This is a genomic window from Pseudomonas sp. BIGb0558 (assembly GCF_024807515.1).
Classification (GTDB): Bacteria; Pseudomonadota; Gammaproteobacteria; order Pseudomonadales; family Pseudomonadaceae; genus Aquipseudomonas; species Aquipseudomonas yamanorum_A.
In genome coordinates this window covers 288,091-312,719 of record NZ_JANUEW010000003.1, presented here as the reverse complement: position 1 = coordinate 312,719, position 24,629 = coordinate 288,091, and the positions used below count along the sequence as shown (strand labels likewise).

The 24,629-nt window shown below is 61.4% G+C and carries 21 protein-coding genes; 9 read left to right on the top strand and 12 right to left on the bottom strand.

The window, feature by feature from the left end; genetic code table 11:
• Window positions 1–5: 5 nt before the first annotated feature.
• From pheA to mtnA, 4 genes are all read right to left on the bottom strand, one after another.
• A complete protein-coding gene (gene pheA / locus M2400_RS07425; RefSeq protein WP_003218812.1) occupies window positions 6–1,100 on the bottom strand; it encodes a prephenate dehydratase in 1,095 nt (364 codons plus the stop codon).
• Window positions 1,100–2,185 (bottom strand): 3-phosphoserine/phosphohydroxythreonine transaminase, encoded by a 1,086-nt coding sequence (gene serC, locus M2400_RS07420; RefSeq protein WP_177045562.1) that lies wholly within the window; start codon window positions 2,183–2,185, stop codon window positions 1,100–1,102. The genes pheA and serC overlap by 1 nt, the downstream gene beginning before the upstream one ends.
• A 219-nt stretch (window positions 2,186–2,404) precedes the next feature.
• The gene (gene gyrA / locus M2400_RS07415; RefSeq protein WP_177045564.1) at window positions 2,405–5,059 is read right to left on the bottom strand and encodes a DNA gyrase subunit A; all 2,655 of its coding nucleotides are present in this window, start codon (window positions 5,057–5,059) and stop codon (window positions 2,405–2,407) included.
• 302 nt (window positions 5,060–5,361) lie between these two features.
• Window positions 5,362–6,438 carry an S-methyl-5-thioribose-1-phosphate isomerase gene (gene mtnA, locus M2400_RS07410; RefSeq protein ID WP_177045565.1) on the bottom strand — a complete coding sequence of 359 codons (1,077 nt, stop codon included), beginning with the start codon at window positions 6,436–6,438 and terminating at the stop codon, window positions 5,362–5,364.
• A gap of 108 nt (window positions 6,439–6,546) precedes the next feature.
• Here mtnA and M2400_RS07405 point away from each other — a divergent pair, with 108 nt between their 5' ends.
• The 4 genes from M2400_RS07405 (at window position 6,547) to M2400_RS07390 (ending at window position 10,236) form a co-directional block, all read left to right on the top strand.
• Window positions 6,547–7,878, top strand: a complete 1,332-nt coding sequence (locus M2400_RS07405) for a TRZ/ATZ family hydrolase (protein ID WP_177113287.1) — start codon at window positions 6,547–6,549, stop codon at window positions 7,876–7,878.
• 63 nt (window positions 7,879–7,941) lie between these two features.
• On the top strand, window positions 7,942–8,640 hold the full coding sequence (ubiG, locus tag M2400_RS07400; RefSeq protein ID WP_177045567.1) for a bifunctional 2-polyprenyl-6-hydroxyphenol methylase/3-demethylubiquinol 3-O-methyltransferase UbiG: 699 nt from the start codon (window positions 7,942–7,944) through the stop codon (window positions 8,638–8,640).
• A 4-nt stretch (window positions 8,641–8,644) separates the two neighbouring features.
• A complete protein-coding gene (gene mupP, locus M2400_RS07395; RefSeq protein WP_177045568.1) occupies window positions 8,645–9,316 on the top strand; it encodes an N-acetylmuramic acid 6-phosphate phosphatase MupP in 672 nt (223 codons plus the stop codon).
• 179 nt (window positions 9,317–9,495) lie between these two features.
• On the top strand, window positions 9,496–10,236 hold the full coding sequence (locus M2400_RS07390; RefSeq protein WP_003218829.1) for a YciK family oxidoreductase: 741 nt from the start codon (window positions 9,496–9,498) through the stop codon (window positions 10,234–10,236).
• Between the two features lie 127 nt (window positions 10,237–10,363).
• On the opposite strand, the gene M2400_RS07385 is transcribed toward M2400_RS07390, so the two are convergent.
• From M2400_RS07385 to M2400_RS07360, 6 genes are read right to left on the bottom strand one after another with little or no spacing between them, the layout of a single operon-like run.
• Window positions 10,364–11,878, bottom strand: a complete 1,515-nt coding sequence (locus M2400_RS07385) for an ABC transporter substrate-binding protein (protein WP_177075651.1) — start codon at window positions 11,876–11,878, stop codon at window positions 10,364–10,366.
• Between the two features lie 15 nt (window positions 11,879–11,893).
• A complete protein-coding gene (locus tag M2400_RS07380; RefSeq protein WP_259196087.1) occupies window positions 11,894–12,895 on the bottom strand; it encodes an ABC transporter ATP-binding protein in 1,002 nt (333 codons plus the stop codon).
• Window positions 12,892–13,848 (bottom strand): ABC transporter ATP-binding protein, encoded by a 957-nt coding sequence (locus tag M2400_RS07375; RefSeq protein WP_259196088.1) that lies wholly within the window; start codon window positions 13,846–13,848, stop codon window positions 12,892–12,894. The genes M2400_RS07380 and M2400_RS07375 overlap by 4 nt, the downstream gene beginning before the upstream one ends.
• Window positions 13,845–14,702, bottom strand: a complete 858-nt coding sequence (locus M2400_RS07370; RefSeq protein ID WP_003218837.1) for an ABC transporter permease — start codon at window positions 14,700–14,702, stop codon at window positions 13,845–13,847. The genes M2400_RS07375 and M2400_RS07370 overlap by 4 nt, the downstream gene beginning before the upstream one ends.
• Window positions 14,699–15,646 (bottom strand): ABC transporter permease, encoded by a 948-nt coding sequence (locus M2400_RS07365; protein WP_259196089.1) that lies wholly within the window; start codon window positions 15,644–15,646, stop codon window positions 14,699–14,701. The genes M2400_RS07370 and M2400_RS07365 overlap by 4 nt, the downstream gene beginning before the upstream one ends.
• Window positions 15,647–15,649: 3 nt before the next feature.
• Window positions 15,650–16,537 carry a proline iminopeptidase-family hydrolase gene (locus tag M2400_RS07360; RefSeq protein WP_008437674.1) on the bottom strand — a complete coding sequence of 296 codons (888 nt, stop codon included), beginning with the start codon at window positions 16,535–16,537 and terminating at the stop codon, window positions 15,650–15,652.
• 182 nt (window positions 16,538–16,719) lie between these two features.
• Between M2400_RS07360 and M2400_RS07355 the strand changes: the two genes are divergently transcribed.
• Window positions 16,720–17,484 carry a LuxR family transcriptional regulator gene (locus M2400_RS07355; protein ID WP_177045584.1) on the top strand — a complete coding sequence of 255 codons (765 nt, stop codon included), beginning with the start codon at window positions 16,720–16,722 and terminating at the stop codon, window positions 17,482–17,484.
• A gap of 94 nt (window positions 17,485–17,578) precedes the next feature.
• Window positions 17,579–18,505 carry a proline iminopeptidase-family hydrolase gene (locus M2400_RS07350; protein WP_259196090.1) on the top strand — a complete coding sequence of 309 codons (927 nt, stop codon included), beginning with the start codon at window positions 17,579–17,581 and terminating at the stop codon, window positions 18,503–18,505.
• A 116-nt stretch (window positions 18,506–18,621) separates the two neighbouring features.
• Here the strand turns inward: M2400_RS07350 and M2400_RS07345 are convergent, their stop codons facing one another.
• Window positions 18,622–20,133: a nucleobase:cation symporter-2 family protein gene (locus M2400_RS07345; protein ID WP_259196092.1), complete on the bottom strand. Its 1,512-nt coding sequence runs from the start codon at window positions 20,131–20,133 to the stop codon at window positions 18,622–18,624.
• 173 nt (window positions 20,134–20,306) lie between these two features.
• Between M2400_RS07345 and M2400_RS07340 the strand changes: the two genes are divergently transcribed.
• On the top strand, window positions 20,307–21,257 hold the full coding sequence (locus M2400_RS07340; RefSeq protein ID WP_177045590.1) for a LysR family transcriptional regulator: 951 nt from the start codon (window positions 20,307–20,309) through the stop codon (window positions 21,255–21,257).
• A 144-nt stretch (window positions 21,258–21,401) separates the two neighbouring features.
• Window positions 21,402–22,235 carry a nucleoside-binding protein gene (locus tag M2400_RS07335; RefSeq protein ID WP_259196093.1) on the top strand — a complete coding sequence of 278 codons (834 nt, stop codon included), beginning with the start codon at window positions 21,402–21,404 and terminating at the stop codon, window positions 22,233–22,235.
• 142 nt (window positions 22,236–22,377) lie between these two features.
• On the opposite strand, the gene punC is transcribed toward M2400_RS07335, so the two are convergent.
• Window positions 22,378–23,562 (bottom strand): purine nucleoside transporter PunC, encoded by a 1,185-nt coding sequence (punC, locus tag M2400_RS07330; protein WP_177045594.1) that lies wholly within the window; start codon window positions 23,560–23,562, stop codon window positions 22,378–22,380.
• A 122-nt stretch (window positions 23,563–23,684) separates the two neighbouring features.
• On the opposite strand from punC, the gene punR reads away from it, so the two are divergent.
• Window positions 23,685–24,596 carry a DNA-binding transcriptional activator PunR gene (punR, locus tag M2400_RS07325; protein ID WP_177045596.1) on the top strand — a complete coding sequence of 304 codons (912 nt, stop codon included), beginning with the start codon at window positions 23,685–23,687 and terminating at the stop codon, window positions 24,594–24,596.
• Window positions 24,597–24,629: the final 33 nt, after the last annotated feature.

Genomic DNA, 24,629 nt, shown 5'->3' with positions numbered 1-24,629 from the left:
AAGCCTCACAAAACCGCTTTCGGGTAAGAGCCCAGCACCTTGAGTGCCACGGCTTCCTGACTGATTTTCTCGAGCACACCCTTGACCAGTGGGTCGCGGTGATGGCCGACGAAGTCGATAAAGAACACATAAGTCCATTTACCGCTGCGCGAAGGACGAGTCTCGATTCGCGTCAGGTCAATCCCGTTGTCGTGGAACGGCACCAGCAGCTCATGCAGCGCGCCGGGCTTGTTGCTCATGGAGACGATGATCGAGGTCTTGTCGTCGCCGGTCGGCGGCACTTCCTGGCTGCCGATCATCAGGAAGCGCGTGGAGTTATCCGGGCGGTCCTCGATTTTCTCGGCCAGGCGCGTCAGGCCATACAGGCCAGCAGCCATGTCGCCGGCAATCGCCGCCGAATTCCACTCGCCCTTGACCCGCTTCGCCGCTTCGGCGTTGCTGGATACCGCCACGCGCTCCACGTTCGGGTAATGCGCGTCCAGCCACTTGCGGCACTGGGCCAGGGACTGGGCGTGGGAGTAGATGCGGCTGATGCTGTCGGTCTTGGTGTTTTCGCCCACCAGCAGGTGATGGTGGATACGCAGCTCGACTTCGCCGCAGATCACCATGTCGTGCTCAAGGAAGCTGTCGAGGGTGTGGTTGACGGCACCTTCGGTGGAGTTTTCCACCGGCACCACGCCAAAATTCACCGCCCCGGCGGCCACTTCACGGAACACTTCGTCGATCGCGGCCATTGGCTTGCTGATCACGGCGTGGCCAAAGTGCTTCATGGCCGCGGCTTGGGTGAAGGTGCCTTCAGGCCCGAGGTAAGCCACTTTCAGCGGCTGCTCCAGCGCCAGGCACGAAGACATGATTTCGCGGAACAACCGCGCCATCTCTTCGTTGCCCAACGGGCCCTTGTTGCGCTCCATCACCCGCTTGAGCACCTGGGCTTCGCGCTCCGGACGGTAGAACACCGGCACTTCGCCTTCAGCCAGGGACGCCATTTTCACCCGTGCAACTTCCTGGGCGCACCGCGCGCGCTCACTGATCAGCTCCAGGACTTTCTCGTCCAGGCTGTCAATGCGTACGCGCAGGGCCTTGAGTTCTTGCTCAGACATTAGCCGTGTTCCTTTTCGAACTCTGCCATGTAAGCCACCAGCGCCTTGACGGCGTGGATATCGACAGCGTTATAGATGGAGGCGCGCATGCCACCTACCGAACGGTGGCCCTTGAGGTTCAACAGGCCGCGCTCGTCGGCGCCGGCCAGGAATGGCTTGTCCAGACGGTCGTCCGCCAGGCGGAACGGCACGTTCATCCAAGAACGATCAGTCAGGTTGATCGGGTTGCTGTACAGGCCGCTGGCGTCGATGAAGTCGTACAGGGTACGTTTCTTCTCTTCGTTGAGCTTGCCCATGGCAGCCACACCGCCCTGCTCTTTCAGCCACTCGAATACCAGGCCCGACAGGTACCAGGCGAAGGCCGGCGGGGTGTTGTACATCGAGCCGTTATCGGCCGCGACCTTGTAGTTGAGCATGGTCGGGCACAGCGAACGGGCACGACCCAACAGGTCTTCGCGAATGATATTGACCAGGATGCCGCTCGGGCCGATGTTCTTCTGCGCGCCGGCGTAGATCATGCCGTACTTGGACACATCGATCGGGCGCGAAAGAATGTCCGAAGACATGTCGCACACCAGCGGAACATCACCCACCTCGGGAACCCAGTCAAACTCCAGGCCGCCGATGGTTTCGTTCGCCACGTAGTGAACGTAGGCCGCGTCCTTCGAGAGTTTCCACTCGTTCTGACCGGGAATGGCGAAGTAATCGTAAGGCTTGGCCGTGCCCGCGACATTGACGTGACCGTAACGGGAGGCCTCTTCAATCGCTTTCTGCCCCCAGATACCGGTGTCGATATAGTCGGCAGTGCCGCTTTCCGGCAGCAGGTTCAGCGGAATCTGAGCGAACTGCTGGCTCGCCCCACCCTGCAGGAACAACACTTTGTAGTCGGACGGGATGTCCAGCAAGTCGCGCATATCCTGCTCGGCCTTGGTGGCAATGGACACGAACTCATCGCTGCGATGGCTCATTTCCATCACGGAGAGGCCTTTTCCATGCCAGTCGAGGAGTTCACCCTGCGCGCGCTGCAGGACTGCTTCAGGAAGCGCCGCGGGACCGGCACAGAAGTTATAGGCTCTCTTGCTCACATCCAATCTCTCTGATCTGGTGGGACTGCAATCAACATCCCGCAACGCGGACCCCTGTAGGTGCTGGCTTGCCAGCGATGCAAACGACTCGGCACTTCACTTGAACCGAGTTGATGCCATCGCCGGCAAGCCGGCTCCTACAAGAGCGGCGCGGCGTCGTATTTCAAAAGGGACAAACAACAAGGGGGCGAATCTTCATCCGCCCCCCTGTGTGTCCGCTTATTCCTGCGGTTCTTCTTCGTCTGCGGCAGCGTCGAGTGTTGGCTCGTCGACGTTGTCATCGCCACCGGCGATTACCTCGCCCTCAAGCTCTTCACCTTCCAGCTCCTCGCCCTCGACTTCCGATGGCTCCTGGACACGCTCCAGGCCTACCAACGTCTCGTCGCTTGCCAGCTTGATCAAGGTCACGCCCTGGGTGTTACGCCCCAGGCTCGACACTTCATCAACCCGGGTACGTACCAGGGTGCCCTGGTCGGAAATCAGCATGATTTCCTCGCCATCCAGCACCTGGACCGCGCCGACCAGACGGCCGTTGCGATCGTTGCTGACCATGGCGATAACGCCCTGGCCGCCACGCTTGTACTCAGGGAACTCGCTGATGGCCGTACGCTTGCCGTAGCCGCGGGCCGAAGCAGTGAGGATCTCGCTGCCTTCTTCCGGGATCAGCATCGAAATCAGCTTCTGCCCTTCCGGCAGACGCATGCCGCGCACACCGCGGGCGGTACGGCCCATGGCGCGAACGTCGGATTCCTTGAAGCGCGTCACCTTGCCGCCGTCGGAGAACAGCATGACTTCACGCTCGCCATCGGTAATGGCGGCCGAAATCAGTACGTCGCCTTCATCCAGTTCGAGGGCGATCAGGCCCACGCTGCGTTGACGGCTGAAAGATTCCAGCGGGGTCTTCTTCACGGTGCCCTTGGCGGTGGCCATGAAGATGAAGTGACCTTCGGTGTATTCGTCCACCGGCAGCATGGTGGTGATGTATTCATCACTGTCCAGCGGCAGCAGGTTGACCAACGGACGACCACGGGCAGCGCGGGACGCTTCCGGGATTTCGTAGGTTTTCAGCCAGTACACCTTGCCCTTGCTGGAGAACAGCAGCAGCGTGGTGTGACTGTTGGCAACCAGCAGGTGAGCGATGTAGTCCTCATCCTTGACGCCGGTAGCCGATTTGCCTTTACCGCCACGACGCTGGGCCTGGTACGCAGCCAAAGGCTGGGTCTTGGCATAGCCACCGTGGGAGATGGTCACGACGCGATCTTCTTCCGGGATCATGTCACCCAGGGTCAGGTCGAGACGGGCATCGAGAATCTCGGTGCGACGCACGTCGCCGTATTCGGCGCGGATCACTTCCAGTTCTTCGCGGATCACTTCCATCAGGCGCACGGCGCTGTTGAGGATGCGGATCAGCTCGCCGATCTGGTTGAGGATCTCCTGGTACTCGGCCAGCAGTTTCTCGTGTTCCAGGCCGGTCAGGCGGTGCAGACGCAATTCCAGGATCGCCTGGGCCTGTTCCGGGGACAGGAAGTACTTGCCGTCGCGCAGGCCGTATTGCGGGTCCAGGGTCTCCGGACGACACGAATCGGCACCGGCACGTTCAACCATCGCCACTACGGCGCTGGATTCCCACGGCATCTTGATCAGGGCTTCCTTGGCTTCCGACGGTGTCGGCGAAGCCTTGATCAGGGCGATAACCGGGTCGATGTTCGACAGCGCAACCGCCTGGCCTTCCAGGATATGGCCGCGTTCACGGGCCTTGCGCAGTTCGAATACGGTACGACGGGTAACGACTTCGCGGCGGTGACGCACGAAGGCTTCCAGCAGATCCTTGAGGTTCAGGATGCGCGGGCGGCCGTCGATCAGCGCGACCACGTTGATACCAAATACGCTTTGCAGCTGGGTCTGGGCGTAGAGGTTGTTGAGGATCACCTCAGGCACTTCGCCACGACGCAACTCGATCACTACGCGCATACCGTCTTTGTCAGACTCGTCGCGCAGTTCGGTGATGCCTTCCAGCTTCTTCTCTTTAACCAGCTCGGCGATCTTCTCGATCAGACGGGCCTTGTTCAACTGGTACGGGAGTTCGGTGATGACGATCTGCTGACGGCCACCGACCTTGTCGATGTCTTCGATCATCGAGCGGGCACGCATGTAAATGCGGCCGCGACCGGTGCGGTAGGCTTCGATGATGCCGGCGCGACCGTTGATGATCGCGGCGGTCGGGAAGTCCGGACCCGGGATGTATTGCATCAGCTCATCGACGGTCAGCTCGGGGTTGTCGATGAGGGCCAGGCAACCGTCGATGACTTCACCGAGGTTGTGTGGCGGGATGTTGGTGGCCATGCCCACGGCGATACCGCTGGAGCCGTTGACCAGCAGGTTGGGAATACGGGTCGGCATGACCGCCGGGATCATTTCGGTGCCGTCGTAGTTCGGCACCCAGTCCACGGTTTCTTTATGCAGGTCGGCCAGCAGCTCGTGCGCCAGCTTGGTCATGCGCACTTCGGTGTATCGCATGGCCGCAGCGTTGTCGCCGTCGACCGAACCGAAGTTGCCCTGGCCGTCTACCAGCAGGTAGCGCAGGGAAAACGGCTGAGCCATCCGAACGATGGTGTCGTACACCGCAGTGTCGCCGTGAGGGTGATACTTACCGATCACGTCACCGACAACACGGGCAGATTTCTTGTACGGCTTGTTCCAGTCGTTACCCAGCTCGCTCATCGCGAACAGCACACGCCTGTGCACGGGCTTCAAGCCATCGCGCGCATCAGGCAGTGCCCGACCGACAATTACGCTCATCGCGTAGTCGAGGTAGGACTGTTTCAGCTCGTCTTCGATATTGACCGGGAGGATTTCTTTGGCCAGTTCGCCCATGAGAAGCCTGATTCCTTTTTCGGGTGAAACCTCGTCACATCCTATGGGACGAACGAAGCTCGCCGCTGCTGGCATGATGCCTGGCAACGACTTACGACAAATCAACGAGTTATGACACGGATCTGCGCATTAAAGGTTACCCCTTGGGGTGACCCTGGAAACCGCCGGATGTTATCACAATCGCCGCCACGCACCTATCCCCCTGATGCGCATGGAGCATAGTAAGTTGACGGATGACAGGCTTGACGGCGACGAGAGGGGCTTAGAGCCGGATCCAAGGGGATTTTTGCGGGCGAATTGCCTCAATGCAGGCGTTTACGACACATCAGTTGCGCCATCTTCGCCGTGTCGGGCCGTTCGACGATGCCTTTTTCGGTGACGATGACGTCAATCAGGTCCGCCGGCGTTACGTCAAACACCGGGTTGAAGGCGTCTACATCGGCCGCCACACGGGTGCCGCCGACTTCCAGCAGCTCACGGGCGTCGCGCTCTTCAAGCGGCACGTCATCGCCACTGGCCGCCATCAGGTCGATGGTGGAGCTGGGCGCCACCACCATGAAACGTACGCCGTGATGCATCGCGCACACTGCCAACTGATAGGTGCCAATCTTGCTGACCACGTCACCATTGGCGGCAATGCTGTCGGCACCGACGATCACCCAGGTCACACCCTTGGTCTTGAGAATATGCGCGCCGGCCGAATCGGCATTCACGGTGACCGGAATGCCGTCGTTGGACAACTCCCAGGCCGTCAACCGCGAGCCTTGCAGCCAGGGCCGGGTTTCGTTGGCGTAGACCCGCTCCACCATGCCTTCCAGGAACGCCCCGCGGATCACACCGAGGGCCGTACCCACGCCGCCCGTGGCCAGCGCACCGGCATTGCCATGGGTGAGGATCGCCTGGACATTGCCCTGGTGCTTGCGGATCAGCTCCACACCCAACTGCGCCATGGTCAGGTTGGCCTCACGGTCGCTTTGGTGAATCGCCACCGCCTCGGCCTCCAGCACCTTCAACGGGTCGGCGTGTTTCTTGAGGCGATCGAGGCAATCGCGCATGCGCTTCATGGCCCAAAAAAGATTCGACGCCGTCGGGCGGGTGTCCGCCAGCAGCGCGTAGTCCTCTTCCCAGGCGGCCTGCCAGTCATCGCCCTCTTTGATGCGCGCACGCGCGGCCAGCACCAGGCCATACGCCGCACTGATGCCAATGGCCGGTGCTCCGCGCACCACCATCGAGCGAATGGCCTCGGCCACCTCGGCCGCACTGGTGCAGGCGACCCAGGTTTGCGAGGACGGCAAAATACGCTGATCGAGCAGGTACAGTGCGCCATCACGCCAATCAATGGCCTTCACCGTCTCCGCTGCCAACAGTCGATCGCGCATCCTTCACCCCGCACTCATGAACAAAAGCCGCCGATTATAGCGATCCGCCAGCCAGGACGCTCGGGTATACTTCGCCGTTCTTTATAGATGCCTGGGAAACCGCCCTCGATGACACCGACTGCCGCCCCGCTCGACTTATTGCTGCTGCCCACCTGGCTGGTACCTGTCGAGCCTGCCGGTGTCGTGCTCAAGGAACACGGCCTGGGCATTCGCGACGGGCGCATTGCGTTTATCGGCCCACGCGCGGCGGCCTTGAAGCTCAAGGCTACCGAGGTACGTGAACTGCCGGGCATGCTGCTCAGCCCCGGCCTGATCAACGCCCACGGCCACGCGGCGATGACGCTGTTTCGCGGCCTGGCCGATGACCTGCCGCTGATGACCTGGCTGGAAAACCACATCTGGCCCGCCGAGGCCAAGTGGGTCGACGAAGCCTTCGTGCGCGACGGCACCGACCTCGCGATCGCCGAACAGATCAAGGGCGGCATCACGTGCTTCTCGGACATGTACTTCTTCCCGAAAGTCGCCAGCGAACGCGTGCACAACGCGGGCATTCGCGCACAAATCGCCATCCCGATCCTCGATTTCCCGATTCCCGGCGCTGCTGACGCCGACGAGGCGATTCGCCAGGGCGTCGAGCTGTTCGGCGACCTCAAGCATCACCCGCGAATCAAAATCACCTTCGGCCCGCACGCGCCGTACACCGTCTGCGATGAAAACCTGGAAAAAATCCGGGTGATCGCCGAGGAGCTGGACGCCTCGATCCACATGCATGTGCATGAAACCGCCTTCGAAGTGCAGCAGTCCGTTGAACAGCGCGGCGAACGCCCGCTGGCACGGCTGGGTCGCCTGGGTTTGCTGGGGCCGCGCTTCCAGGCCGTTCACATGACCCAAATCAGCGAGGACGACCTGGCTTTGCTGGTAGAAAGTAACACCAGCGTGATCCACTGCCCGGAATCCAACCTGAAACTGGCCAGTGGCTTCTGCCCGGTGGAACGCCTGTGGCAAGCCGGCGTCAATGTGGCAGTAGGCACAGACGGCGCCGCCAGTAACAATGACCTCGACCTGCTGGGCGAAACCCGCACCGCCGCGCTGCTGGCCAAGGCCGTCGCCGGCTCGGCCACCGCCCTGGATGCCCACCGCGCCCTGCGCATGGCCACCCTCAACGGCGCCCGGGCCATGGGCCTGGAAAGTGAAATCGGCTCGCTGGAAGTGGGCAAGGCCGCCGATATCGTGGCCTTCGACTTGTCGGGCCTGGCGCAACAACCGATCTACGACCCGGTCTCACAGCTTATATATGCCACCGGACGCGATTGTGTGAAACACCTTTGGGTCGGCGGCAAGCAATTGCTCGACGACCGGCAACTGACCCGCCTGGATGAGCAACAGTTGTGCGCCACGGCCATCGCCTGGGGCCAACGCATCAGCGGACACACCGAATAACGCCCGCCCTGGCAGTGCATGCCAGGACCGGCAAAACGCTTTATCAGATTTAGAGGATTCCCCATGAGCAACGTCGACCACGCTGAAATCGCCAAATTCGAAGCCCTGGCCCACCGCTGGTGGGACCGCGAAAGCGAGTTCAAACCCCTGCACGACATCAACCCGCTGCGGGTCAACTGGATTGACGAGCGCGTCAACCTGGCCGGCAAGAAGGTGCTGGATGTGGGTTGCGGCGGCGGCATTCTCAGCGAATCCATGGCCCAGCGCGGCGCCACCGTGATGGGCATCGACATGGGCGAAGCGCCCTTGGCCGTGGCCCAGTTGCACCAACTGGAGTCGGGCGTGAACGTCGAATACCGGCAGATCACCGCCGAAGAGCTGGCCGAAGAGATGCCCGAGCAGTTCGACGTGGTCACTTGCCTGGAAATGCTCGAACACGTGCCAGACCCGTCCTCGGTGATCCGCGCCTGCTTCCGCATGGTCAAGCCCGGCGGCCAGGTGTTCTTCTCCACCATCAACCGCAACCCGAAGGCGTACCTGTTCGCGATCATCGGTGCCGAATACATCATGAAGCTGCTGCCCCGCGGCACCCATGACTTCAAAAAATTCATCCGCCCTTCCGAGCTGGGTGCCTGGAGCCGCCAGGCCGGGCTGACCGTCAAGGACATCATCGGCTTGACCTACAACCCGCTGACCAAGCACTACAAGCTGGCCAGCGACGTTGACGTCAACTACATGATCCAGACCCTGCGCGAGGAGTGAGCCTGTGAAGTTGCAAGCGGTTCTTTTCGACATGGACGGTACCCTGCTGGATACCGCGCCGGACTTTATCGCCATCTGCCAGGCCATGCGGGCTGACCGCGGCCTGGCGCCGATGAACGACCAGCACATCCGCGATGAAATCTCCGGCGGCGCCCGGGCGATGGTCGCCGTGACCTTTTCCATGGACCCCGAATCCCCAGGCTTTGAAGAGCTGCGCCAGGAATTCCTGGAGCGCTACCTCAAGGGCTGCGCCATCCACAGCAAGCTGTTCGAGGGCATGGAAGAGCTGCTGGCGGATATCGAGAAATCCAGGCTGATCTGGGGCGTGGTCACCAACAAGCCGCTGCGCTTTGCCGAACCGATCATGCAGCAACTGGGCCTGGCGGAGCGCTCGGCGCTGCTGATCTGCCCGGACCACGTGAAGAACAGCAAGCCGGACCCGGAGCCGCTGATCCTGGCGTGCAAGATGCTCGACCTGGACCCGGCCAGCGTACTGTTCGTGGGGGATGACCTGCGGGACATCGAGTCGGGCCGCGACGCCGGCACCCGCACTGCGGCGGTCACCTATGGCTATATCCACCCGGACGACAACCCGCGCAACTGGGGTGCCGACGTGGTGGTGGATCACCCGCTGGAATTGCGCAAGGTCCTGGATAGCGCGCTGTGCAGTTGCTGATCGGGAATGCTTGAGGTTGATGTGCCTTTGTGGCGAGGGAGCTTGCTCCCGTTCGACTGCGCAGCAGTCGCGAAAAGCCGGGGCTGCTGCGCACCCCAGCGGGAGCAAGCTCCCTCGCCACAAGAGCCTTAGCCGCACTCAATCACATGGATTTTCTGTGAACTTTGTCGAGGTTGTTTATGTTTGATTACTCCGCACGTCCAGAACTGCTCAAGGGCCGGGTCATCCTGGTCACCGGCGCCGGTCGCGGGATTGGCGCGGCGGCGGCAAAAACCTATGCCGCCCATGGCGCCACCGTGCTGTTGCTGGGCAAGACCGAAGCCAACCTGGCGCAGGTCTATGACGAAATCGAAGCCGCCGGCCAGCCACAGCCCGTGGTGATCCCGTTCAACCTGGAGACCGCCCTGCCCCATCAATACGATGAGCTGGCAGCGATGATCGAAAAGGAATTCGGCCACCTCGATGGCCTGCTGCACAACGCCTCGATCATCGGCCCGCGCACGCCGATCGAACAGTTGTCGGGTGAGAATTTCATGCGGGTGATGCACGTGAACGTCAACGCGATGTTCATGCTGACCAGCACGCTGCTGCCGCTGCTCAAGCTGTCCCAGGATGCGTCGGTGGTGTTCACCTCCAGCAGCGTGGGCCGCAAGGGCCGCGCTTATTGGGGCGCGTATGGGGTATCGAAGTTTGCCACAGAAGGCCTGATGCAGACCCTGGCCGATGAGCTGGATAACGTCGCACCAGTGCGTGCCAACAGCATCAACCCGGGCGCTACCCGCACCAGCATGCGGGCCCAGGCGTACCCAGGGGAGAACCCGACCGATAACCCGACACCGGAAGAAATCATGCCGGTGTACCTGTACCTGATGGGGCCGGACAGTACCGGCATCAATGGCCAGGCGTTTGACGCGCAATAACAACTGACACGGTCTGTGTGGGAGCTGGCTTGCCTGCGATAGCATCACCGCGGTGTGACTTAAACACCGAGGTGCCCGCATCGCAGGCAAGCCAGCTCCCACATTGGTTGGTGGTGTGGTTAAAAACTCAGTTCTTCACCACTTCCTCAAGCGTGAAGCGCCCCAACGGGTTTTGCAGGAAGTTGCTCACGTTCTTGCGTGAGATGTTGATGTACGGGCTGTAGTACAGGTCGATCCAGTTCACATCCTGTTTCGCCATTTTCTGCAGGTCGACATACATCTGCTCACGCTTGGCCGGGTCGGCCTCGATCCGTGCGGCCGCCACCAGGTCCTTGACCTTGTCGTTCTTGTAGCGGGTCATGTAGTTCTGGTTGGTGTCGTGGCCCAGCACGAAGGTGGTCTTCTGGTCCGGGTCGAGGATGTCGTTGGTCCAGTACATCACCGAAATGTCGTATTCGCCGTCCACCAGCATCTGCCAGCTTTGGGTCGGGTCGACCTTTTGCAGGTTGGCTGTCACGCCGACCTTGGCCAACTGATCCTTGATCATCACCGCGATCTGCTCGTCGGCTTCGTTGCCGGCGTTGACCACGTAGTTGAGCTTCAAGTCCTGAGCGCCGGCAGCGGCCAATAGTTTCTTGGCTTCAGTCGGGTCATACGGGCGTTGCAGGTTGTTGGCGTAGTGGTACAGCGAGCCTTTGGGAATGTAGGAATAGGCCACAGTGCCCTGGCCGAAGGTGGCGGTTTTTACCAGCGACTGTTTATCGATGGCCATGTCCAGCGCCTGGCGCACTTCCGGCTTGGCCAGCAGGCCGTGGGCATGGTTGATCAACAGGTGATCTTCACGGGTCGACGGGTCGGAGTGGACCACCACGTTCTTGTCTTTTTTCAGCTCTTCAACCCGGGAGAACGGGACGAAGATCGCCGTGTCCAGCTCGTTGTTCTGCACCATGCGCATGCGCGTATTGTCGTCGGTGACCGACACCCACTCCACGCCATCCAGGCTCACCTTGCCGGCCTGCCAGAAGTTCGGGTTCTTCTTCAGGATCACCCGATCGCCCTTGCGCCACTCGCCCACGGTAAACGCGCCGGAGGTCACCGGGTTCTCCGAGTAGGCGTCTTCGCCCATCTTGGTCATGGCCTTTTCCGACAGGATCGATACCGTCGGCGAAGCCAGTTGCGAGAGGAAGGCGACCGCCGGGGTTTTCAAGGTCACTACCAGGGTTTGCGGGTCGCTGGCCTTGGCCGTGTTGATCAGGCTGAACGGGTCGCTCCACAGCGAGGCCTTGTTGTCGCGGATGCGCAACAGGCTGAACGCGGCGTCGTCAGCGGTGATCGGCGAGCCGTCCGAGAACTTCGCGGCACGCAGCTTGAAGGTATACGTCAGGCCGTCTTTGGAAATGTCCCAGCTTTCTGCCAGCCCCGGTTCCATCTTGGTGCCCAGGTTATCCACGCGCACCAGGGTGTCGTAGACGTTGGCGAACACCCAGGTGTCGCGGTTCTGCGCACTTTTGATCGGGTCAAAGGTGGTGCTGTCTTCGCGGCAGCCGATGGTGAGTACACCCGCCGCATGGGCGATACCGGCGGTCAGCGACCAGGCGGTGAGCGTGGCGGCGGCGAGCAACTTCAAGTGACGGGATTGCATGTCATAACTCCTTGTCTATAACGGCGGTTGTTCACGAGTGGCAGATAGGGTCAAAGGCTCTTCAAGCACGCAACTGTACCGATGCGTTTGCACAAAGTGAGTCGGCGGCAATACCTCGGCACACACGGCGCGTGCATGCCGGCAACGCGGGTGAAAGGCGCAGCCATCGGGCAGTTTCAGCGGGCTCGGTGGCTCGCCTGGCAACGGTTCGCTGGGCAGCGGGCGGTACGGATCAATCTCCGGAATCGCCTGGATCAGGGCCGCCGTGTACGGATGACGCGGCGTGGTGAACACCGCCTCCACCGGGCCTTCCTCGACGATTTTCCCCAGGTACATCACCGCCACCCGGTCGCACAGACGGCGGACGATGGCCAGGTCGTGGGCGATAAACAGGATCGCCAGGTTCATGCGCTGTTGCAGTTCCAGCAGCAGGTTGATGATCTGGCCCTGGATCGACACATCCAGAGCCGCCACACATTCGTCGGCAATAATCAGCCGCGGTTCTACCGCCAGCGCCCGGGCAATGCCGACGCGCTGGCACTGGCCGCCGCTGAGGGAGCCGGGCTTGCGGCTGGCAAGCTCGGGGCGCAGGCCTACCAGGTCGAGTAATTCGTCGACCCGGCGCGGGATATTTTCTGACGACACCTTGCGTTGCACCCGCAGCACTTCGGCAATGGTTTCGCCGACCGTCAGACGCGGGTTCAGGGCCGCGTAAGGATCCTGGAAGATCATCGCCGTCTCGTGCCGCAAACGCGCGATATCGACCGGCCCGGCGTGGGCCATATCGATGCCATCAAACACCACCTGCCCGGCGCTGATCGGGTTGAGGTGCAGGATCGCCCGCCCCAACGTACTTTTGCCGCTGCCGGACTCGCCCACCAAACCGAGGGTTTCACCGGCGGCCAGGGTCAAGGACACGCCGTTGACCGCCCTCACCCACTGTTTATTCAGACCCAACAGGCCGCCGCCGCTGGCGGCAAAACGCACCTCAAGGTCATTCACCTGTAACAGCGTCATGGGCGAGCTCCCAAGGGATAGTGACAGACCACTCGCGCGCCTTCCGGCAACAGCTCGGTGCACAAGGTGCCGACTTGCGGGCAGCGCGGGTTGAACCGGCAGCCCTTGGGCAATGCGTCGAGCAATGGCGGCTGCCCGGCGATGGTGCGCAACAAGGCGTGGCCGCTGCTCGTGGCAGGCTGGCACTCGATCAGGCCGGCGGTGTAAGGGTGTTGCGGGTGCGCCAGCAGCTCGTATTTGCTGCCGTGCTCACACAGGCGGCCGGCGTACATCACGGCGATCGAATCACAGGTTTGCGCCACCACGCCCAGGTCGTGGGTGATCATGATGATCGACAGGCCACGCTGGTCCCGCAGGTCCAGCAGCAGGCGCAGGATCTGCGCCTGTACGGTGACGTCGAGGGCTGTCGTGGGTTCGTCGGCGATCAGCACCTTGGGATTGCAACCCAGGGCCACGGCAATCATCGCCCGCTGGCGCATGCCGCCGGAAAACTCGTGAGGGTAATTGTCGATACGCGCTTGAGGATCGGGAATGCCAACCTGGCGCAGCACTTCGATGGCCTGCAAGCGCGCGTCCTTTTTCGACGCACCCTGATGCAGGCGGATACCTTCGGCGATCTGCTCGCCGATGCGCATCAGTGGGTCGAGGTGACTGCTGGGGTTCTGGAAAATCATCCCCAGTTGCCCGCCGCGCACCGCGCGCATCCCGGCATCATCCAGCGTGAGCAGCTCCTGGCCGGCCAGACGTACCGAGCCGCCTTGCACCCGCAGGCTCGGGGACGGCAGCAAGCGCATCAGCCCGCGACAGGCCATGGTCTTGCCCGAGCCGCTTTCACCCACCAGGCCGAGGATTTCACCTTCGGCCAGGTCGAAAGACACCCGGTCCACCAGCGTCACATCACGCCCGGTGTTATTGGCGATCACGCTCAGGTCGCGCACTTGCAGAAGGCTCATGAGCGGTCCCCCAACACTTGCGCCACACCATCGGCCAGCAGGCTGAAGCCCATGGCCAATGTCACGATGGCCAGGCCCGGGAAGGTGCAGATCCACCAGGCGGTGGTGATGAACGCCTGGCCTTCGGCAACCATGGTGCCCCACTCGGCTGTCGGTGGTTGCACGCCCAAACCGAGGTAGCTGACCGCCGCACCGTTGAGCAGCACCAGCACCGCGTCAGACATCGAGAACACAATCGAGCCGAACATCGCGTTGGGCAACAGATGCCGGAACAGAATGCGCCCATGGCCAAAACCCAGGCTTTTGGCGGCCAGGGCGAAGTCGCTTTCCTTGAGCACCAGGATTTGCGAACGAATCAGCCGCGCGTAGGACACCCAGCCCACCAGCGCCATGGCGATATAAAAGCTCTTCAAGCCCGGGCCGAGAATGGCCATGATCGCCAGCATCAATACCAGGAAGGGGAACGCGAGAATCACGTCGATCACCCGCATGCAGAAGCTGTCGAAACGCCCACCGATGTAACCGGACACCGCGCCGACAAAGGTGCCGATCAGGAACGGAAAGATCACCCCTACCACTGCCAGTTGCAGGTCGATACGTGCACCCCATATCACCCTCGAAAGGATGTCTCGCCCGTAGTTATCCGTGCCAAATGGATGGGCCTGGCTGGGACCCAGCAAACTGATGTCGGTGTTTTGCGCAATCGGGTCAAAGGGTGCGATCCACGGTGCAAAAACGGCCAGTGCCAGCCATGTCAGCAGAATCAACAGGCCCCAGGCCGCCGTCAGCCGGCCATTGCGAAAACCGAAGCGCAGGCGCAAGCGCCACGGGGCAATCAAGGGGCGGCTGCTCATTGCATTTTCACTCGAGGGTCCAGCGCGACCGTCACCACATCGGCGACAAAGTTGACCAGCACCGTCGCACAAGCCAGCACCATCGCCACGCCCTGCACCACCATGTAGTCGCGGGTGAAGATCCCGCGTACCAGCAACTGGCCGATCCCGGGAATTGCGAACAGGCTTTCGATCACCACCGTGCCGCTGATCAGCCAGCCGATGTTCACCGCCAGCAGGTTGACCGCCGGCACCAGGGAGTTGGGCAATACGTGGCGACGAAACACCGCCGCCTCCGACAAACCGCGCGCCCGGGCGGCGGTGACGTGATCGGCCTGCAACTCCATCAACATGCTCGCCCGCAGATTACGCACCAGCACCGCCGACAGCGCCAGGGCGATAGTCAAGCATGGCAGGACCATGTGGTGCACCTTGTCCAGCCAGGTACGCCCATAGCCGGAGACCGGGAACAGCCCCCACTGCACGCTGAGCAACAGGATCAGCATCAAGCCCAGCCAGAACGCCGGCATGCCCAGGCCGACCGTGGTGAACAGCCGGATCAGGTTATCCGCCCAGCCGCCCTTGTTACGTGCGGCCACGGTGGCCATCGGCACCGCGATCAACAGCGCCAGCAGCACGCTGCCGAGCACCAGGAACAGGGTCGGCTCGATGCGGGTGACGATCAGTTTCAGCGCGTCGACCTTGTACAGCAGCGACTGGCCCAAATCGCCCTTGAGCAGGTTTTTCAGGAAGTAGAAATATTGCAGCCACAAGGGCTGGTCGAGGCCGTACTGCGCGCGGATCTTCAGCAACGCATCCGGCGTGCTGCGCGATCCCAGCAGGGCACGCGCCGGGTCGCCGGGAATCGAGCGCACCAGTACAAAGGTGATCAGGCTGATGCCAAACAGCACCGGCAGCAACTGCAGCGGCCGGGACAGCACAAAACGGTAACGCGCCAGGTTCATCCGTCAGCCTCGGTGACGAGCAAGGAAGTCCAGCAGCACCGGGAAGTAAGCCTGGGGCTCTTCGTAGAACGGCATATGGCTGCTGTTGGGAAACACGTGCAATTCAGCGTGCCGGGCGGCGCTTTTCATACGCATGGCGCAGGCCGGGGTCAGTTCATCGTGCTGGCCGGTGGTGATCAGTATCGGCATTTTGAATTCGGCCATCTCGGGGATGCGGTTCCAGTCCTTGAGGTTGCCGATGTAGAGGAATTCGTTGGGGCCCTGCATGGTTTCGTAGGGGCCCATGTTCCAGTCGCCGAGGGAACGCTGGACCGGCGCCGGCCACTCGTCCAGGCGGCAGACGTGGCGGTAGTTGAGCAAGGTGATGGCGGCCTGGTACTGCGGGTGATCGAGGGTGCCCATGGCTTCATGGCGTTGCATCATCGCCACGGTTTCGCTGCCCAGGGCGCCGCGCAGGCGCTCCAGCTCCAGGGACAGGTGCGGAATGTCGCCGACGGTGTTTTCCAGGATCAGGCTTTTCAGCGCGTCGGGGTAGTGAATGGCGTATTCGATGCCCAGCCATCCGCCCCAGGAATGCCCCAGCAAATGCACGCGACCAAGGCCGAGGGCCTGGCGCACGGTTTCGACTTCTTCGACATAACGGCTGATTTCCCACAGCGAAACATCAGTCGGTCTGGCTGAAGCGCCCGTGCCAAGCTGGTCGAATGCAACCACTCGCAGGCCGTTGTCCTTGAGCCAGCCATGAGCGTCGCGCAAGTAGTCGCAAGGCAGGCCCGGGCCGCCATTGAGACACAGCAACACCTCATCGCCTTCGCCAAAGCTATAGGCCACGAGGTTGTGACCATCGACTTGCACGTTGTACCGCTGGTCGGGGGCAATTTCACGCCACATGCATACATTCCTTGTTGTGTGTCGGCCCTGGGAATAGTGGCCGTTTAAAGGCCAACACTACCGAGGATGCCGCGCGTCCATAACCTGGTAATTCTTATAGGTTTGGTCTGGCAGTCCTTCGCCGGGGCGTGGCATTCTACTTGCAGCAAGACGAGATTCAAACGAATTCGGGAGCAGAACGGATGCTGGCCAGGCTAACGGCGTTTAATGACCGTCTCATCCCCGGCAGGAGCCTGGATGAACAGATGGACAACACCCTCGTATTGGCCCAGGACCTGGGTTTCGATGCGCTGGTCTACGACTACACCCCCGTGCCCATTGACCATAATGGTGCACTGATCACCCCTTCTGTGCTGCAACTGCGCAATACGCCACCCGACTGGTACAGCTTGTGGTGCAGCGCTGGCTTCTATCAGATCGATCCGGTGCAGCACCTGGCACTGTCTACGGTTTCACCATTTGTCTGGTCCTACGAGGCCAAGGCCGATACGGCACTGCAAAAGATCATCGACCCCTGCCACGCCCCGGTTTCCAGCTACCTGCACGACCGGCAGATGACCTGCGGCGTCAGCGTGCCGATCCATTTGCCACGGGGCGGCTTCGCCTCGCTGACCGGCCTGCGCACCGGCAAGGCCAGTACGGTGTTGCAGGACGCCCGCCGCACGTTGTCAGACTTCAGCCTGATTACCCACGCCTTGCAGGAAGCAGCCTACCCGCTATTCAGCAAGGAGCTGCGTTCCTACCCGCATATCCGCCTGACCAAGCGTGAACGTGAATGCCTGAAATGGGCCGCCGACGGGCTGACCGCCGCCGAGATTGCCACGCAATTGAGCCGCTCCCTGGCCGTAGTCACCCTGCACCTGGCTTCGGCCATGCACAAACTGGGGGCCAAGAACCGGGTACAGGCGGTGGTACGAGCCACCCACTACCGGTTGCTGGAAGACTGATCCGAAGGAAAAACCTAGCTGTTTTGCTAGTTACTTAAACTTTCCGTGCCGACTATCGTGTGCCTGATCATTTTTTCTCAAGGCAGGGCACGAAATGGAATTCATCGAAACAATCCGCGAAGGTTATGCGGCCTTTCGCGACTACCAAACCTGGTATCGGGTCACCGGCAACCTGGACAGCGGCCTTACGCCGCTGGTCATCCTCCACGGCGGCCCGGGTTGTACCCATGATTATGTCGACGCCTACAAGGACGTTGCTGCCAGTGGCCACGCGGTCATTCACTACGACCAACTGGGCAACGGCCGCTCCACGCACCTGCCTGACAAAGACCCCTCGTTCTGGACCGTCGGCTTGTTCCTGGAAGAACTGGACAACCTGCTGGACCACCTGCAAATCAGCAACAACTACGCAATCCTGGGGCAATCCTGGGGCGGCATGCTGGGCAGCGAACACGCCATCCTGCAACCCGAGGGCCTGCGTGCGTTTATCCCGGCCAACTCGCCGACCTGCATGCGTACCTGGGTCAGTGAGGCCAACCGCCTGCGCAAGCTGTTGCCTGAAGGCGTGCACGAGACCCTGCTCAAGCACGAACAGGCCGGCACCTACCAAGACCCTGAATACCTGGCCGCTTCGCGGATTTTCTATGACCAGCACGTGTGCCGGGTCAATCCGTGGCCGGAAGAAGTGGCTCGCACATTCGCCCAGGTGGATTCGGACCCGACGGTGTATCACGCCATGAGCGGCCCGACGGAATTCCATGTGATTGGCAGTTTGAAAGACTGGAACGTGATTGGCCGGCTGTCGAAGGTCAATGTGCCGACCCTGGTGATTTCCGGCCGGCATGATGAGGCCACGCCACTGGTGGTCAAGCCGTTCCTGGATGAGATTGCCGATGTGCGCTGGGCGCTGTTCGAAGACTCCAGCCACATGCCGCATGTTGAAGAGCGGCAGGCGTGCATGGGGACGGTGGTGCAGTTTTTGGATGAGGCGTGCTCGGTGCCCCACAGAAAAGTCAGCTGACAACACCGTGTATGTGGCGAGGGAGCTTGCTCCCGCTCGACTGCGAAGCAGTCGCAAAAGCTGGGGCCGCTTCGCAGCCCAACGGGAGCAAGCTCCCTCGCCACAATGATTGGCTGTTACACCTCGCTGGTCTGTGCCCTGCCCTGCACCGCCGCTTTCTTCGGCACTTCCGCCAGCAATGGAATCTCTTTGCCCTCGGCATCAAAAAGCTTGCCGCCGCTGAAGTAATCCCCATCCCGCAACGCCGCCACATCCTGGAAGCACAAGCTGCGTTCAGTGCCGGCAACAAACACCGACTGCTGGTCCGAGTTGCCGGTGGTGAAGTGGTTGAACGCCAGGTTCAACAGGATCGCCATGATCGCCGACGAACTGATCCCCGAATGGAAAATAGTCGCAAACCAGCTCGGGAATTGATCATAGAAACTCGGGGCCGCAATCGGGATCATGCCAAAACCGATGGAAGTGGCGACGATGATCAGGTTCATGTTGTTGCGGTAATCGACCTTGGACAAGGTACGAATCCCACTGGCCGCCACCGTACCGAACAGCACGATCCCGGCACCGCCCAACACCGAAGTCGGCACCGCCGCAATCACCCGCCCCATGAACGGCAGCAGGCCGAGGATCACCAGGAATATCCCGCCGGTGGCGACCACGTAGCGACTCTTGACCCCGGTCACCGCCACCAGCCCGACGTTCTGGGCGAACGCGCTTTGGGTGAACGAACCGAAGATCGGCGCAAACATGCTCGACAGCATGTCGGCACGCAGGCCATTGCCGAGGCGCTTGGAGTCGACCTTGGTGTCGATGATTTCGCCCACCGCGAGGATGTCCGCCGAGGTTTCAACCAGCGTCACCATCACCACGATGCACATGGAAATGATCGCCGCCAGGTGGAAGGTGGGCATGCCGAAATGGAATGGTGCGGGAAAGCCGAACATCGGGCCCTGGGTCACGCTGGAGAAGTCAGCCATGCCAAGGAACACCGCGATGATCGTGCCGATCACCATCGCCAGCAGGATCGACAGCCGCGAGATGGTCGCGCTGCCGATCTTGCTCAGCAGTAACACCAGCACCAGGGTCAGTGCCGCCAGGCCGATGTTCGGCATGCTGCCGAAATCCGCGGCGCGGCTGTTACCGCCCATGGCCCACCGGGCGGCGACGGGCATCAGGGTCAGGCCGATGGTGGTGATCACAATGCCCGTGACCAGCGGCGGGAAGAATTTGGTGATTCGTGAGAACACCGGGGTGATCAACAACCCGATCAACGACGCGGCCATCACCGCGCCGAGAATCGCCGGAATGCCGCCCGCGCCATCGCTGCCGACAATTGCCACCATGGTCGCCACCCCGGCAAAGGACACCCCTTGCACCAGCGGCAACTGGCAGCCGAAGAACGGCAACCCGAGTGTTTGCAGCAGTGTGGCCAGGCCACCGGCAAACAGCGAGGCGGCGATCAGCAAGCCAATATCCGCCGGCGACAATCCGGCCGCCTGGCCGACGATCAACGGTACGGCCACGATGCCGCCGTACATGGTGAGCACATGCTGCAGGCCGTAAGCCATGTTGGCTGCGACGCCGAGATTCTCATCTTCTGGCCGCTGCGGTGACGCCTTCGGGATAGTCATGGTGAGGGGTTCTCTGTTTTTGTTGTGCACTCACTGTATGCAATAGAAAGATTGGATGTCCATAGAGTTGTATACAATCAATTTCACAAAACCATCATCAACGATGTTACAAAAATCCATTCAGCCGCCCTGCCACGTGGCTTGAAGCGCTGCGCACAAGGACTTGAAAAAAAATGCTCAACCGCAAGCTGCGCATTCACGCCCCGGCGATTTACTACTTCGACATGGTTCGCCGCTGCCACTCGATCCGCGAAGCCGCGCGCCGCCTGAACGTCGCCTCTTCGGCGGTGAACCGGCAGATCCTCAAGCTGGAGGATGAAGTGGGCGCGTCGCTGTTTGAGCGGCTGCCCGGCGGGCTGCGCCTGACCGCCGCCGGCGAGATCCTGACCCGTCACGTGAGCATCCTGTTGCAGGATGTGGAACGTGTACGCGGTGAGCTGGACGGTTTGAACGGTGTGCAGACCGGTCATGTGGAAATCGCCACGGTGGAAGGTGCCACCGTGGAGCTGTTGCCCGCCGCCCTCAAGCGCATGCGTGAGCGCTACCCGAAGGTGACCATTGGCGTCACGGTGCAGGGTTCGCAGTCAATTCCAGGCGCAGTGGTCAACGGCCAGGCTGATCTGGGGCTGGCCTTTGCCTTACCGCGCAGCAGCGAAACCATCCAGGTGTGTGTCGGCCATTTCCGCCTGGGCGCGTTGATGGCGCCGGGGCATCCCCTGGCGGGCGAGGCCAGCGTGAGTTACGCGCGCTGCTGTGAACATGGGGTGATCCAGGCCAAGAGCGAGCTGTCGGTTCATCACCTGATCGCGCCTCTGCACAAGCGCTCGGCGGCGACGAACAAACCGCTGCTGCACAGCAACTCCATGGAACTGGCCCGGCAACTGGCGCGCCAGCAACTGGGCATCGCGTTCCAGACACGCATCGGCGTGGAGGTGGATTTGGCCCGCGGTGAACTCCTGCACATTCCGCTGAGCGACCAGGGCGGGATCTTCAGCGACCTCGGTCTGTACGCCCGCAAAGACCGGGACTTGCCGATTGCGGTGCAAGCCATGGCCCATCTGCTCAGTGAAGAAATCAGCTTGCGTGAACATCAGGAAACACCCCGGGCACCGCGTATTTCCTGACTTCCAGGCCAGCTTCAGTGCTGCCGTTTCGGCATCGGCCCAGGCGAGATTCTGTTCTTTGGAACCCACAACGGATGTGCGGATACTGCGCCCGGCGACCCTTGCACGGTTGCCATGAGCCAAAACGCCAAAGGAATTAAAACAATGAAAAAGGCACTGCACGGCGCAACCGTATTACTCACACTGTTCGGCGGCGGGGAGGCTGTCGCGCTGGAGTGGATGAACAACAGCGTAGGATTTCGCTACGGCCAACAGTTCACCAATCCGAACAACCCGGATGAATTCAGCAAGCGCATCTACAGTTTCACCCACGCCAGCGGCTACCAGTACGGCAGCAATTACCTGAACCTCGATGTGTTCCTGTCCGACAGCCGCGACCCGCGCAAGGGTACCGACCACGGCGGCAGCGAGGTGTACGCCGTGTACCGGCACCAGTTGTACGCTTCAAGGGTCTTCGATGTGCCGCTGGGCACCGGGGTGATCAAGGATTACGCACTGACCTTCGGCTTTGACGCCAACCGCAACAACAACCTGGCGTCGGCGAAAAAGCGCGCGCTGGTGATTGGCCCGACCTTGAAGTTCAACACCGTCGGCGTGCTGGACCTGAGTCTGATGTACTACAAGGAAAGGAACCATTCCGGCATCCCCGGCGCGAAAGAACCCGACCACGCCTTCGACGATACCTACATGCTCAACCTGACCTGGATGCGCCCTTTCGAGATCGGCAACCACGGGGCGAAGTTTCAGGGGTTTATCAATCATGTCGGGGAAAAGGGCGAGGACTTCCACGGCCGCGACACCGCGCCGGAAACCCTGATGCGCACCGCGCTGATGGTGGCGGTGCGCCCGGGCAAAAGCGTCAAGCCCAACCTGTACCTGGGCGTGGGCTACGAGTACTGGCATAACAAGTTCGGTGTGGACGGCGGCCGGGGCAGCCGCACTTCAACGCCGACGGTGAACATGGAAGTGACTTTCTAATCCCCCCATGCTTGCTCAAGGAACCCGATCAACTGTGGGAGCTGGCTTGCCTGCGATAGCGGTGGGTCAGCCAATAATGATGTCGGATATGCCGCCCTCATCGCAGGCAAGCCAGCTCCCACAGTTTGACGGCATTATCAGGTCAAGCAGGTGCAAGCTCCGAGTCACTACCCTTCGGCCGCGCCAGCCAGTAGCCCAACACCGCCAATGGCGCCGTCGCCAGCATCACAATCGCGGTAATCAACAGCGGCTGGTCAATCATCGACGACACGATCAGGCTTGCAAGAAAGCACAGGCCCAACTGCAAGGTGTTCTGCAATGCCGCTGCCTTGCCGGAATTTTCTGCAAACGGCATCAGCGCATTCGCCACCACGATCGGGTAGCTGGCGCCGTTGACCAAAGCCATCAGGCAGAACGGGATCAGCAAGGTGGCGAGCGTGGGCACGGTCAAGGTGGCCACCAGGTACAGCGCCACCATGCTGACGCAGTACGCCAACAGTAACCACGGCAACAAGGTCTTGCCCTGGAAGCGCTGCAACGCGCTCCGGCAACTGTAGCCGCCGATCAGGAATGACAGCGTTGGCAGTACATAGCTCAAGCCAATGTCGTTGGGGCTGTAGCCCATGCCGCCGAGGATGAACGGCGAGGCGGTGAGCCAGGCGAAGAAACTGGCCGAGCACGCGGCAAAAATCATCACGTTGCCGGTGAACACCCGCGACTTGAGCAGTTGCCCATAACCGAGTCGGGAAGGTTCGCCGTCGGTTGTCAGGCGTTTCGGCAAAGGCTTGAGAAACAACGTCGGCAACAGCAACAGCAACGAAACCACCAGCAACACACCGAAGATCGCCTGCCAACCCCAGTGATTCAACATCAATGCCCCCAGCAGTGGTGCCAGGGCGGGTGACAGGGACATCAGCGGCATGATGCCAGCGAACACCCGATGGGCCTTATCCGCCGGGTAACGGTCGATCACCAGCGCCTGCCAGCTGACGGCGGCTGAACACACGCCAATTGCCTGCACAAAGCGCAAGGCCAACAACTGCGGTGCGGTCTCGACCCAGAACATGCCCAGGCAACCGAGCACAAACAGCGAAAGCCCGGTGAGCAGCACCGGTTTGCGCCCCAGCCGGTCGGACAGCGGCCCCCACAGCAACTGCCCGACGGCAAAGCCGGCGAGGAAAATGCTCAGGCTCGCGCCCACTGCGCCGGGTGAAATCTGCAGTTGCTCGCCCATGGCGCCAAACGCCGGCAAGTACATATCCATGGCCAGATAGCCGAGCATGCTCAGCCCCGCCAGGTACCAGGTGAATCCAAAAGAATTTTTCATTGAAGCCTTGTATAACCTGCCATCAAACTATTTGCTGACTGGCGCCTATTATGAAGCTGCATACTTCCCTGTGAAGCGAGAATAATTGGACTTTCCTATCAATATTTTTGAAGGCAACACCCATGTGGTCTGAATATTCCCTGGATGTAGTGGATGCAGTGGCCCGCCACGGCAGTTTCAGCGCCGCCGCCCAGGAACTGCACCGCGTGCCGTCGGCCATCAGCTACACCGTGCGGCAAATCGAAGAATGGCTGGCGGTGCCGCTGTTTGTCCGACGTCATCGGGATGTGGAACTGACGCCCGCCGGTAGATTGTTTATCGACGAAGCCCGCGGCGTCATGAAAAAAATGCTCGGCACCCGCCGGCTGTGCCAGCAAGTGGCCAATGGCTGGAGTGGCCAACTGAAAGTCGCGGTGGACTCCATCGTCAAACAGCAGCGCTGCCGGCAACTGGTGCTGGATTTCTATCGCCAGTTCCCGGAGGTGGAATTGCTGCTGGATTACGAGGTGTACAACGGGGTGTGGGATGCCCTGGCCGACGACCGCACCGACATTGTGATCGGTGCCACCAGCGCGGTGCCGGTGGCCAGCCAGTTCACGTTTCGCGACATGGGTTTGTTGAACTGGCTGTGTGTGGTCAGCAGCCGGCACCCGCTGGCGACGGAAAAAGGCTTGCTCAGCGATGACCAACTGCGACCTTTCGCCTCCCTGTGCATGACCGATACCTCGCGCAACCTGCCCAAGCGCGACACCTGGACCCTGGATAACCAGCGTCGTTTAGTGGTGCCCCATTGGGCCTCGGCGATTGATTGCCTGCGAGATGGCCTGTGCGTCGGCATGGCGCCGGCGCACCTGGTGCAACCGTGGATCGAACGCGGCGAGCTGAGCGCCCTGCAACTGTCCCGGCCCTTCCCAGCCAGCCCGTCGTGCGTGGCGTGGGCGCAGAACAAATTGTCGCCGGCCATGGCCTGGTTGCTCGACTATCTGGGGGATACCGAGACCCTGAATCAGGAATGGTTGAACGGCCCCGCGTAGCAGCTGTCGAGCTTTAGCGAGGCTGCGTTGGCA